Genomic DNA, 13,054 nt, shown 5'->3' on the forward strand with positions numbered 1-13,054 from the left:
GCAAGAATCTAAAATCAAGAGGCAACAGATGTTGTTTTTTTATGTTTTCTATCGAAAAGTGTACTGAAATCAAGAATTATATCTAGTGTAATGATTTAGAAGTCAAAGTGAAGTAATTTAAAAATATAAAGATTATTATTCCCTACTATTACTTTTCATTTTGCGATTATAAATCCATCAATGTATCTAGAGAATATTCTTCTATAAAATTAAAAATGGCAGATTAAGATGCTATTTTTTTTCTTTTTTTTCTAGAAACCCTAAAACTGAAAATTTTTTATATAACAATAAGAAAAAACTATGAAAGAATTATTTTATTTCTAAAAATCGTTATACATTTGCCTAACGGTGTTAAACAATTTAATACTCCATTAAAATGGCAAGTAAAGATCGAATTTTAAGACAAAAAGAAGAAACCAGAAAGAACATTCTGGATGCTGCCTATGCTATTGTAAAAGAAGATGGCTGGCAAGGTCTGAGTATGCGAAAAATTGCGGATAAGATTGAATATACTGCTCCAATTATCTATGAATATTTTTCTAATAAAGAAGCTATTTTACAAGAATTAACTGGTAGAGGTTTTGTCAAATTAGTAATCGAACTAGAAAAAGCAAGAAACAAATACGAAACGCCCGAAAAACAACTTGAAGCGATGTGGATGGCTTATTGGGATTTTGCATTTACCGATACCGAAATGTATCAGTTAATGTTTGGAGTACAAATGAGCTGTTGCTCGGAGCGATGTTCTGCTGCTGAAGCTCCTTATAAACTATTTGTTGCTGTTATTGCTGAAATAATGAAAGATAGTAAACCATCTGAAGAAGTAATAAAACAAAAGTATTTTACTTTTTTTTCCGTGATTCACGGTCTTATTTCTATTAATATCATTAATAAAAGTGAAGTATTAGAAACAATCAATACCCAAATTTTAAAAGATGCCATTGGCGGAATCATAAAATCAATACAATAAAAAAAATTTAATTTTTACTTAACAGTGATAAATAATTTAATGCAGTAATTTGAAATTACAAAAAAACGGTTTTTTCGTCATTTTATTTAACACTGATAAATAATTTAATACCTAATTATGTGACTTATTATTGGAAGGAACAATTATATTCCTTTTTAGACCATTTTACTTAACGATGTTAGAAAATTTAATACCGATAACTATGAATCAAAATAATACAAAAACCCAATCCAAATTTAAATAAATCAAATGTTCAACAAATTAAAAATCAATACTAAAATGAAAAATGTAATTATAACCAGTATCATTCTTGCCTTAGTTGTAATAGGATGTGCAGATAAGACTCAGGCACCAGTTGCCGCTGCCCCATTACTACCCGTTCTAGCAATTAAAAACACAAATGCTATTACAGATGCCGAGTACCCTGCTTCAATACAAGGGACGGTTGATGCAGAAATCCGCCCACAAGTAAGTGGTACTCTTGACAAAGTTTTTATTGATGAAGGTGCTTACGTTTCAAAAGGGCAATCTTTATTCAAAATAAGCGAACGCCCTTTCCGCGAACAATTAAACAATGCGCTTGCCAATCTTCATGGTGCTCAAGCTGCGCTGCTTAATGCGCAATTAGAAATTGATAAATTGACCCCTCTAGTACAAAACAAAGTAGTTTCAGATTATCAACTAAAAACGGCAAAAGCGTCGCACCGAATTGCTGCTTCAACTATTGAGCAAGCCAAAGCAATGGTAGAATCTGCAAAAATAAATTTGAGTTACACTACAATTATAGCTCCTGTAAGCGGTTATATTGGAAGACTTCCAAAAAAACAAGGGAGTTTAGTTGCTGCATCTGATATTGAACCCTTGACAAAACTTTCGGATGTTCATGAAGTATATGCTTATTTCTCACTAGGAGAAACCGATTTCATCAACTTTAAAGCACACTATACCGGAAATACAATTGGTGATAAAATCAAAAAACTACCTCCCGTTTCTTTAATATTAGCCGATAACAATGCGTATCCTGAATTGGGAAAAATTGATATGGTCGACGGTCAATTCGACAAAAATACCGGAGCCATTACTTTGAGAGCCACTTTCCCAAATAAAAACGGCACTTTACGTTCTGGAAATACAGGAAAAATTCGTTTAGGTATTCAACATGACGATGCCATTTTAGTTCCTCAATCGGCCACAATAGAAATGCAGGATAAAGTTTTCGTCTTTACACTAAACAAAGGAAACAAGGTAAGCAAAATGCCCATCACGGTTATCGGTAAAAGCGGTACTAACTATCTTATCAAAGACGGTGTTAGATCTGGTGACCAAATCGTATTGAGCGGTATAGACAAGCTTCAGGAAGGACAAGTAATACAACCTGAAAAATCAAAAAAAGAAGTTGCCCTATTAATTAACAAAAAATAATTTCTACAAAAATGTTTAAAATATTTATACAAAGACCTGTACTGGCAACTGTTATCTCCATATTATTGGTGATATTGGGTATCCTTGGCCTTACAAAACTACCTTTACAACAGTTTCCTGATATTGCCCCGCCATCGGTTTTGGTAACGGCAGTTTACCCGGGAGCAAACGCAGAAACAGTTTTGCGTTCGGTGGCACCATCACTGGAAGAATCTATAAACGGTGTCGAAAACATGACGTACATGAGCTCAACAGCCAGTAACGACGGTACGCTGGCTATTACGGTTTTCTTTAAACTGGGTACAAATGCTGATCAAGCTGCAGTTAACGTTCAAAATAGGGTGGCGCAAGCAACAAGTCAGTTGCCCGCTGAAGTTGTTCAGCAAGGTGTAACTACCGCGAAGCAACAAAATAGTTTTATTATGGCCATCGGTATGTATACCGAGGATGAATCGAAATACGACCAGACTTTTGTTGCCAATTATGCTCAAATTAATATTATTCCTGAAATCAAACGTATTCCGGGTGTGGGTTCTGCCAGTATTTTTGGTGGTGTAAAAGATTACTCGATGCGTGTTTGGTTAAATCCAGCGCAAATGTCGACACATAATGTTACGCCAAATGAAGTGATGGCCGCTATTCAGGATAAAAGTTTGGAAGCTGCTCCGGGTAAATTTGGGGAAAGAAGCAAAGAAGTTTTTGAATACGTGATCAAGTACAAAGGGAAGTTAACCAAACCCGAAGAATATCAAAATATTGCCATCCGTGCTAATGCTGATGGTTCTATACTTCGCTTAAAAGATGTAGCCAGAGTCGAACTTGGCGCTTATTCTTACAACAGTTTAACGCGTTTGAATGGAAAAAAAGGGGTTGTAATCGGTATCATCCAGTTAGCTGGTTCAAACTCAAATGATATTCAGGTTGCGATTAACAAGCTGATGGTAAAATCCGCAAAAAACTTTCCAGCGGGAATCAAACACAATATTTTCTATAGCACAAAAGTTTCCTTAGACCAATCGATTGATCAGGTAAAACATACTTTGATAGAGGCTTTTATCTTGGTTTTCATTGTTGTATTTCTCTTCTTGCAGGATTTTAGATCGACATTAATTCCTGCAATTGCAGTTCCTGTAGCTATTTTGGGTACCTTTTTCTTCATGCAGTTATTCGGATTTTCGATCAATCTGTTAACCTTATTTGCTTTAATCTTAGCAATTGGGATTGTCGTAGATGATGCAATTGTTGTTGTCGAGGCCGTGCATGCCAAAATGGAACACAAACATTTGTCGCCAAAAGTAGCGACCCATGAAGCAATGCATGAAATTACCGGAGCCATTATTTCCATTACTTTAGTTATGGCAGCGGTATTTTTGCCTGTTGGTTTTATGGAAGGATCCACAGGGGTTTTCTATCGTCAGTTTGCCTTTACCATGGCGATTGCGATTGTAATATCAGCCGTTAATGCTTTGACTTTAAGTCCTGCCCTAGCCGCTTTATTCTTAAAAGACACTCACGCTGCACATGGAACAAACCCAGCAGTTAAAAAAGGATTTAAAGAGAAGTTCTTCAACGGATTCAACAGTAGTTTTACTTCCTTAACCGACCGTTATGTTGGTGGTTTGAAATTTTTGATTCGCCACAAATGGGTTAGTTTAGGTGGTTTAGCCTTAATTACTTTGGCAACAATTATAATGGTAAAAACGACTCCCTCTGGATTTATCCCTACCGAAGATCAAGGTTTTATTGCTATTGCGGTTAATACACCATCAGGAACATCTTTAGATAGAACTCAAAAAGTAATGACTGAAGCTGAAAATCTTTTAAGAAAATTAGATGCTTCAAGAGACGTTACCGCAATTTCAGGTTTCAACTTATTAACGAACTCAACAAGTCCATCTTCGGCAGTAGTTTTTGTTTTGCTTAAGCCAAATGAAGAGCGTGGAGACATTAAAAATATCGATGAAATAATGAATCAGGTTCGTGGAAAATTGGGTGCCATTTCTGGTGGTAGTTTCTTCGTATTCAGTTTCCCAACCGTTCCTGGTTTCAGTAACGTGGAAGCTTTAGATTTAGTACTTCAGGATAAAACGGGTGGTAAACTGGATAAATTCAGTGGAATCTCACAAAACTTCATCGGAGAATTGATGAAACGCCCAGAAATTGCGGTAGCCTTTACGAGTTTTAAAGCAGATTATCCGCAACTACAACTGGATATTGATGATGCAAAAGCTGATCAATTGGGTGTGAATGTAAAAGATATTCTGCAAACCATGCAGGCTTATTTTGGTAGCGCACAAGCATCTGATTTTAATCGTTTTGGTAAATACTATAGGGTAATTGTTCAAGCAGATATTGCTGATAGAGCTGACCCATCATCAATCGACCGTGTTTTTGTAAAAAACAAAACAGGCGAAATGGTACCCATCAATACTTTGGTAAAACTGACTCGTATTTATGGTTCTGAAACGGCATCGAGATATAATTTATTCAATTCAATTTCGATTAATGCGATTCCAAAACCTGGTTTTAGTTCTGGAGATGCCATCAAAGCAATCGAGGAAGTTGCAGCACAACAATTACCTGCAGGGTATAGCTATGAATTTTCAGGACAAACGCGTGAAGAGATTTCTTCTGGGGGACAATCGGCAACAATTTTCCTATTGTGTTTGATATTCATTTACTTCCTGCTTGCAGCACAGTATGAAAGTTACATTTTGCCTTTGGCAGTAATCTTCTCTATCCCAGCAGGAATATTTGGTGTATTTGTAGCCATTGGCTTGACCGGAATAGAAAACAACATTTACGTACAAGTTGCGCTTGTGATGCTGATTGGATTGCTCGCAAAAAATGCCATTCTTATTGTGGAGTTTGCCTTGCAGAGAAGAAAATCAGGTCAGGCATTAGTTAGAGCATCTATAGAAGCCGCAAAACTCAGATTACGTCCCATTATCATGACCTCATTGGCCTTTGTCGTAGGATTAATCCCGATGATGACTGCGACAGGACCGTCTGCGATGGGTAACCACTCCATTAGTATTGGTGCCGCCGGTGGAATGATTTCAGGAGTAATTCTTGGGTTGTTAATCATCCCGGTTTTATTTATCGTATTCCAACATTTACAAGAAAAGGTTTCTGGGAAACCAATAGCCGTAATTCATAACGAAGAAAAAGAAATATAAAATGGAAAATTATATAACCACAATTCTGATGATAATTTTTGTTGTCATCACATTACTATCATTTAAAGTATCAAAAGCTCTTGAAACTTCAGAAGATACCTGTCCAGAAAATTAAAGAAAAATAAAAAAATGAAAAATTATATAACCAAATCTGTTGCGATACTTTTTATCACAACATTCATATCCTGTAAAGTTTCAAAGGATATTGAAGTTCCAAAAGATGCATTTCCTGAAAATTTCAGGAATGCATCCACTTCAAATGATACAACAAGTAGTGCTGATCTGGAATGGAAAAAATTCTTTTCGGAAAAAGACATCATAAAACTGATCGACAGTGCTATTGCAAAAAATAATAATTTGCAGATTGCAACTAAAAACATTGAAATCGCACAGTATCGATTGACTCAGGCAAGATGGGGAAATATTCCTGAAGCATCCCTTTTTGTGAACGTAAGTAGTAATCGTCCTTCTGAAAATAGTTTCAACGGAATAAACCTGAATCAGGCTTTAAATCAAAATCACATTGAAGATTACTCGGCTGGTATCGGACTTTCATGGGAAGCAGATATCTGGAGAAAAATCCGCAATCAGAAAAAAGGAGCTTTCGCCGGATATCTTCAGTCGGAAGAAGTCAAAAAAGCGTTGCAAACCTCTATCGTTTCTACTCTTTCAAAAGGCTATTATAATCTTTTAATGCTAGATTCTCAATTAGAGATTGCCAAAAAAAATCTAAAACTAAACGATAGTACAACCTTTATAATTAAATTAAAGTATGATGCTGGTCAAGTTACCTCTTTGGCAATACAACAATCGGAGGCACAAAAATTAATTGCGGCACAATTGATTCCTTTATTGGAACAAAATATTGCCATTCAGGAAAATGCTTTAAGTGTATTAACCGGCTCATTTCCAAGTTCGAAAGAAAGAACACTTTCTTTAAATTCGGTTCAGCTGAACGATAATTTAAAAGTAGGAATTCCGTCTTCATTAGTGAGCAGAAGACCCGATGTAAAAAGCGCCGAATTGGCTTTGGCAACAGCCAATGCAAATGTCGGAATTACAAAAGCAAATTTATATCCTGCATTAAAAATTACGGCAAGCGGCGGTTTGAATTCTTTTGAAACAAGCAATTGGTTTACCATTCCTGCCTCCTTATTTGGAACCGCAGTTGGTGGATTAACACAACCATTATTGAACGGTAAAAAGATAAGAACCCAATACAATATTGCTAAATTAGAAAGAGAAAAATCGGTTCTGAATTTTAGACAATCGGTTCTGGTCGCTGTTAGCGAAGTATCAGATGCTTTAGTAAAAATTGAAAAACTGGAAAGACAACATTTTTTTCTGCAGGAACGTGTGAAAATATTGCAACAAGCGATAAAAAATTCAAATATGCTATTCAAAACCGGAATGGCCGATTATCTTGAAGTAATTACAGCACAGGCTAATATATTGCAAAGTGAGTTGGAATTAGCCAATATTAAGCGGGAACAATTAATCGCAAATGTCGAATTGTACCGATCATTAGGCGGCGGCTGGAAATAAGATTGTTTTAAAACAATATGTAAAACTTCTATTCAAAATAACCTTTACGGCCGCAACGAAAAAACATTTAAAACAGTTAACAAAATAATTAAATCTAATTTATAAAATAGTATGAATACAAACAGTTTATTTACGCCTTTCAACTTGAAGACGCTAAATCTTAAAAATAGAATTGTAATGGCGCCTATGACGCGCTCTTTCTCTCCAAATGGAGTTCCTACCGATGAAGTAGCAGCTTATTATCAAAAAAGGGCTGAAGGCGAAGTAGGACTGATATTATCTGAAGGAACAGTTATTAATAGACCTTCCTCATCAAATGATGCCAATGTACCGCACTTTCATGGCGATAAATCCTTGGCAGGATGGAAACACGTAATTGATAGTGTTCATGCTGCAGACGGACAAATGGGGCCACAAATATGGCACATGGGAATTATGGACAATCATCATTCAGGCTGGGTTCCTCCAGTCCCTTTTGAAGGGCCATCAGGATTAAACAGACCTGGTTTTAATAATGGCACCACCATGACTATAAATGATATCGAAAATACCATTATAGCTTTTGGAAAAGCTGCCGCGGATGCCAAAAGATTAGGTTTTGACTGTATAGAAATACACGGTGCCCATGATTATCTAATCGACCAATTTTTCTGGGATGCAACAAATCAGCGTACCGATAATTACGGTGGCAAAACCCTGGCGGAACGTACTCGTTTTGCTGTAGATGTGATTAAAGAAATTAGAAAACAGGTAGGCGAAGATTTTGCTGTGATTATGAGACTTTCTCAATTCAAACCATCAGATTACACATTCAAACTGGCAAAAACACCGCAGGAAATGGAAGCTTGGTTAAGTCCCTTGATTGATGCTGGTGTTGATATTTTACATTGTTCACAACGCCGTTTTTGGGAACCGGAATTTGAAGACAATGATCTTAATTTTGCAGGATGGGCTAAAAAATTGACTGGAAAACCAACGATTACAGTAGGTTCCGTTGGACTTTCTGGAGATTTCTTTGGAGCTTTTGCGGGTGAAAGTTCACAACCTACGTCTTTGGATGAATTAACAAGACGTCTGGATAGAGGGGATTTTGACCTCGTAGCTGTCGGAAGACCACTTTTATCAGATCCGAATTGGGTTAGCAAAATAAAAACAGGAAAAAACGATCAACTTAAAGGCTTCAGCAAAGAAGCTTTGAGCGAATTAGTATTAGAATAAATTTAAAAACCAACTGATTTTCGTAAGAAAGTCATCCAGTAATTACCGTTTAGCAATAAAAAAGAGCCAGTCAAAAATTGACTGGCTCTTTGGTTTAACATATTATTTTATTTCCAACCGCCCCCTAAATCCTTGTAAACATGGACTGTGGCATTCAGTTGTTCTTTCTTGGTATCTATCAGTTCGAGTTTAGATTCCAGCGCATCCCGTTGCGTCATCAGAACTTCGAAGTAATCTACCCTGGCGGACTTGAACAAATCATTCGAAACATCGATTGACCTGTTCAGAGCGGCCACTTGTTGCGATTTCAAATCATAGCTTTTTCCTAGATTACTGATTTTAGAAAGCTGGCTGGAAACTTCCAGATACGCATTTAGAATGGTGCGCTCATAATTATACAAAGCCTGAATTTGTCGTGCATTGGCAGAACTGTATTCCGCTTTGATCGCATTTCTGTTAATCATAGGTGCGGCAATATCTCCAGCCAGTGAATAAAGCAACGACTCGGGTAACGTAAATAAATATGATGGTTTAAACCCATTGAATCCAATCGCAGCTGAAATATCTAATGAAGGATAAAATTCTGCACGAGCCACTTTTACATCCAGCTTTGCAGCCTGCAGTTCCAATTCGGCCTGTTTAATATCTGGACGATTGGCCAGCAATTGGGAAGGAATACCTGAATTGATTATCGATGGCATTAAATTCATAAAATTGCTTTTGTCTCTCTTTATTTCCTGCGGATACTGCCCTAGCAAGAAGTTGATTTTATTCTCGGTTTCTTTTATGTTTTGAAGAATATCAAACTCCATACTTTTAGAAGCCATTACCTCTGCCTGAAACTTTTGAACGGCCAACTCAGTTGCTCTAGCAGCTTCTTTCTGAATTTTTACGATTTCTAAAGCGTTGGACTGCAATGCGATATTTTCTCTTACAATATCCAATTGGCTATCTAAAGCCCGCAATTCATAATAAGAATCGGCAACCTCAGCAATCAGGTTCGTAATCACGAAGTTTTTACCTTCAACAGTCGATAAATACCGGCTCACTGCTGCTTTCTTAGAATTGCGCAGTTTTTTCCAAATATCAATTTCCCAGTGGGTATAGGCTGCAAGTTTATAATCTTGTAAAACTTCTGGAACTATAAGACCCGGTGTAATCTCCGCTGATGCATCCCCAGCTCCTTGACTGGTATACTTTCCTACTTTTTCAACTCCCGCCCCCGCTCCTATACCGACTGATGGTAAGAGTAATCCTTTTTTTACACGGATATCATTCTTTGCAATCTCAATTTCCTGCAAAGTAATCATCAATTCCTGATTGTTTTTCAAGGCTGTATCGATCAAATTTATAAGATTGGGATCCTTAAAATAGGTGCGCCAAGGAGTTCTTGAAATATTGGTCGTATCGGTACTTTTATCGAATGATTCGGGAACAGGTTTACTTGCTGTCAACGGTGCGATAGCTGGAGTACAACTTACCACCGCCAGACAAATGCCTAGCTGGATAATATATTTATGTAACTTGATTTTATACATGGTTATTATCAATTTCTTCGGTTAATGGATTGTTATTTTGTTTTTTTACTATCTTGATTTTTGCTGCAATGCTTCCGAATATATAATACAATCCCGGAATAAGCAATACTCCAATAACAGTTCCTAAAAGCATTCCCCCAAGCGCAGCAGAGCCAATGGTTCTATTACCAATTTTACCAGGACCAGAAGCAAATACCAATGGAACTAAGCCCGCAATAAAAGCAAATGAAGTCATCAAAATAGGACGAAATCTTACTTTGGCACCTTCCATGGCGGCTTCTAAAATGGTGGCTCCAGTTTCGTGTTTTTGAACAGCAAACTCGACAATCAAAACCGCATTTTTACCCAGCAAACCAATAAGCATAACAAAAGCAACTTGAGCATAAATGTTGTTTTCTAAACCGCATATTGAAAGCAATAGAAACGATCCAAAAATACCTGCCGGAAGTGATAAAATCACTGCAAAAGGCAATACAAAACTTTCATATTGAGCCGCTAAAACCAAATAAACAAAGAGCAAACAGATTAAAAAGATGTAGATCGCCTCGTTACCACGACCCACTTCATCTTTAGAAATACCTGCCCAATCAATTCCATAGCCTCTTGGTAAGGTTTTTTCGGCAACTTCTTGAATCGCTTTGATAGATTCTCCACTACTAAATCCTGGTGCCGATTGCCCACTGATTTCAGAGGCATTGTACATATTATGTCTTGTGATTTCAGACAGTCCATATACTTTATCCATTTTCATAAAAGCCGAAAACGGCACCATTTCATCACGATCGTTTTTGACATACAATTTCATAATATCTTCTGGCAAGGCTCTGTATTCTGGCGATGTTTGAACGATTACTTTATATTGTCGGTCGTATTTGATAAAACTAATCTCATAATTACTACCTACCAATGTTGAAAGCGTATTCATGGCATTATCAATCGAAACTCCTTTTTGCTGGGCAATATCGTTGTCGATTTTCATCATATACTGCGGAAAACTGGCACTATAAAAACTAAATACCGATGATAATTCTGGTCGTTTATTCAATTCTTTTACAAAATCGTTATTTACGGTTTCCATTTTTTTATAATCACCAGAACCAGCTTTGTCCAGCAAACGCAATTCAAATCCACCTGCTGCACCATAACCGGGTACGGCTGGCGGTTGGAAAAACTCAAGTGTAGCTCCCGTAATATCTTTGGATTTTTCTTCCAGTTCTTTCATAATCTCATTTGCTGAATGCTCCCGATCTTCCCAACTTTTTAGGTTGACCAAACAAGTTCCAGAATTAGAACCTGTTCCTTCTGTTAAGATTTCAAATCCAGCCAAAGCCGATACCGATTGCACTCCTTCGATTTTTTCTGCAATTTTTTGCAATTTTAAAGCCACATCATTGGTTCTTTCTAAAGAAGAGCCGGGAGGTGTTTGTATAATGGCATAGAACATTCCTTGGTCTTCGTTTGGAATAAATCCTGTTGGGAGACTGTTGTTTAAGAAAAAGATTCCTGTACAAAAAGAGATGAAAGCAATAAAAGTGATAGACCTTTTGTTGACTATTTTTCCAAGAATTCCTTGATATTTTCCTGTAAGTTGGTTGAATTTATTATTAAAACCATCCAAGAAATTGTTCAAAGGCGTTTTCTTTCTAGGGACACCGTGTGTGTTTTTGAGCATCATTGCACAAAGTGCAGGTGTCAGTGTCAGTGCCACAATACCAGACAAAATAATACCTGTTGCCATTGTGATAGAAAATTGACGGTAAAAAATACCTACTGGTCCGGACATAAAAGCAACAGGAATAAATACCGCTGCCATCAAAAACGTAATGGCTATAATAGCTCCGCTAATTTCGTGCATTGCTTTTTTGGTAGCCTTGAGTGGGCCTATATGATCTTCTTCCATCTTGGCGTGTACTGCCTCAATGACCACAATAGCATCATCGACAACGACACCAATAGCCAAAACAAGGGCGAATAACGTAACTAAATTGATTGTTATTCCAAAAAATTGCATGAAAGCAAATGTTCCAATGAGCGAAACGGGTACTGCAATGGCAGGAATAATTGTAGAACGCCAGTCTCCTAAAAATAAAAAAACTACCAATCCTACCAGAATAAAGGCTTCGACCAAAGTATGAATTACTTTTTCGATAGAAGCATCTAGAAATTTAGAAGCGTCATAACTTATTTCATAGTCAACACCTTTTGGAAATGATGCTTTCTTGATTTCGGCTAATTTTGCTTTTACGTCTTTAATAACCTGACTTGCATTACTACCGTAAGATTGTTTTATGGTAATTGCTGCCGATGGACTTCCATTCAGGTTCGAATAAATATCATACATCGAGCTTCCAAATTCTATATTAGCAACATCTTTCAGACGAAGTATTTCTCCGTTTGGATTTGATTTTAGAATAATGTTCCCGTATTGTTCCTGAGTAGTAAAACGTCCTGAATATTTCAACACATATTCAAAGGCTTGTGAGCGTTTTCCAGAACTTTCTCCCGTTTTTCCTGGCGATGCTTCCAAACTTTGTTCTTCTAAAGCCTTCATGACCTCATCAGCAGAAATCTTGTAAGCCAGCATTCTGTCTGGTTTCAACCAAACTCGCATCGCATAATCTCTATTTCCTACAATATCTGCATCACCAACACCATCGACTCTTTTAAGTTCCGAAAGAATATTGATATCTGTAAAGTTGTATAAGAACTTTTGATCCATCTTTGGATCTTTGCTATACAAGTTAACGTACATTAAATTATTCGATTCTTCTCTAGTAATTTTCACCCCCTCTCGAACTACAAGCGGTGGCAGTTTATTTACAACAGATGCAACTCTATTCTGAATGTTTATAGAGGCTTGATTAGGATCTGTTCCTAAATTAAATATTACTTGTATGGATGCCTCTCCGTCATTCCCGGCATCCGATGCAATATATTTCATTCCAGGAACACCATTAATGGCTCGCTCTAAAGGAATCACAACAGATTTAATCAATAACTCATTATTTGCTCCAGGATATTCTGCTGTTACATTTACTTTTGGGGGCGAAATAGAAGGCAATTGCGTAACAGGCAAATGGGTCATTGCCAAAATACCTAGCAAGACAATCATCAGCGATATTACTATCGACAGTACGGGTCTTTCTATAAATTTATTAAACATTTTTTATGATTTAAGATTA

General features: G+C 36.8%; 7 protein-coding genes. 5 read left to right on the forward strand and 2 right to left on the reverse strand.

Annotated elements, in window-relative coordinates:
• The first annotated feature begins 376 nt into the window (after nucleotides 1-376).
• The 5 genes from ACM55M_RS05105 to ACM55M_RS05125 all read left to right on the forward strand — a co-directional run bounded on the left by ACM55M_RS05105 (nucleotide 377) and on the right by ACM55M_RS05125 (nucleotide 8,334).
• Nucleotides 377-970 carry a TetR/AcrR family transcriptional regulator gene (locus ACM55M_RS05105; protein WP_416856502.1) on the forward strand — a complete coding sequence of 198 codons (594 nt, stop codon included), beginning with the start codon at nucleotides 377-379 and terminating at the stop codon, nucleotides 968-970.
• A 249-nt stretch (nucleotides 971-1,219) separates the two neighbouring features.
• The gene (locus ACM55M_RS05110) at nucleotides 1,220-2,392 is read left to right on the forward strand and encodes an efflux RND transporter periplasmic adaptor subunit (protein WP_416856503.1); all 1,173 of its coding nucleotides are present in this window, start codon (nucleotides 1,220-1,222) and stop codon (nucleotides 2,390-2,392) included.
• 11 nt (nucleotides 2,393-2,403) lie between these two features.
• Nucleotides 2,404-5,571: an efflux RND transporter permease subunit gene (locus ACM55M_RS05115; protein WP_416856504.1), complete on the forward strand. Its 3,168-nt coding sequence runs from the start codon at nucleotides 2,404-2,406 to the stop codon at nucleotides 5,569-5,571.
• Between the two features lie 129 nt (nucleotides 5,572-5,700).
• Entirely contained in the window at nucleotides 5,701-7,116 is a 1,416-nt protein-coding gene (locus ACM55M_RS05120; protein WP_416856505.1) for a TolC family protein, read from the forward strand.
• Nucleotides 7,117-7,227: 111 nt separating this feature from the next.
• Nucleotides 7,228-8,334, forward strand: a complete 1,107-nt coding sequence (locus ACM55M_RS05125) for an NADH:flavin oxidoreductase (RefSeq protein WP_416856506.1) — start codon at nucleotides 7,228-7,230, stop codon at nucleotides 8,332-8,334.
• A gap of 107 nt (nucleotides 8,335-8,441) precedes the next feature.
• Here ACM55M_RS05125 and ACM55M_RS05130 read toward each other — a convergent pair whose 3' ends face one another.
• Together ACM55M_RS05130 and ACM55M_RS05135 are read right to left on the reverse strand one after the other, a co-directional pair.
• Nucleotides 8,442-9,872 (reverse strand): TolC family protein, encoded by a 1,431-nt coding sequence (locus tag ACM55M_RS05130; RefSeq protein ID WP_416856507.1) that lies wholly within the window; start codon nucleotides 9,870-9,872, stop codon nucleotides 8,442-8,444.
• Nucleotides 9,865-13,035 carry an efflux RND transporter permease subunit gene (locus ACM55M_RS05135; RefSeq protein ID WP_416856508.1) on the reverse strand — a complete coding sequence of 1,057 codons (3,171 nt, stop codon included), beginning with the start codon at nucleotides 13,033-13,035 and terminating at the stop codon, nucleotides 9,865-9,867. Before ACM55M_RS05135 ends, ACM55M_RS05130 begins: the two co-directional genes overlap by 8 nt.
• Between the last annotated feature and the right edge of the window lie 19 nt (nucleotides 13,036-13,054).

The sequence above is a fragment of the Flavobacterium galactosi genome (assembly GCF_048158585.1).
In the GTDB taxonomy this organism is placed as follows: Bacteria; Bacteroidota; Bacteroidia; order Flavobacteriales; family Flavobacteriaceae; genus Flavobacterium; species Flavobacterium galactosi.

What these genes read in the sequence shown, in the direction of transcription:
- ACM55M_RS05105 (WP_416856502.1), top strand. Translation starts at nt 377, where the DNA reads ATGGCAAGTAAAGATCGAATTTTAAGACAAAAAGAAGAAACCAGAAAG.
- ACM55M_RS05110 (WP_416856503.1), top strand. Translation starts at nt 1,220, where the DNA reads ATGTTCAACAAATTAAAAATCAATACTAAAATGAAAAATGTAATTATA.
- ACM55M_RS05115 (WP_416856504.1), top strand. Translation starts at nt 2,404, where the DNA reads ATGTTTAAAATATTTATACAAAGACCTGTACTGGCAACTGTTATCTCC.
- ACM55M_RS05120 (WP_416856505.1), top strand. Translation starts at nt 5,701, where the DNA reads ATGAAAAATTATATAACCAAATCTGTTGCGATACTTTTTATCACAACA.
- ACM55M_RS05125 (WP_416856506.1), top strand. Translation starts at nt 7,228, where the DNA reads ATGAATACAAACAGTTTATTTACGCCTTTCAACTTGAAGACGCTAAAT.
- ACM55M_RS05130 (WP_416856507.1), bottom strand. Translation starts at nt 9,872, where the DNA reads ATGTATAAAATCAAGTTACATAAATATATTATCCAGCTAGGCATTTGT.
- ACM55M_RS05135 (WP_416856508.1), bottom strand. Translation starts at nt 13,035, where the DNA reads ATGTTTAATAAATTTATAGAAAGACCCGTACTGTCGATAGTAATATCG.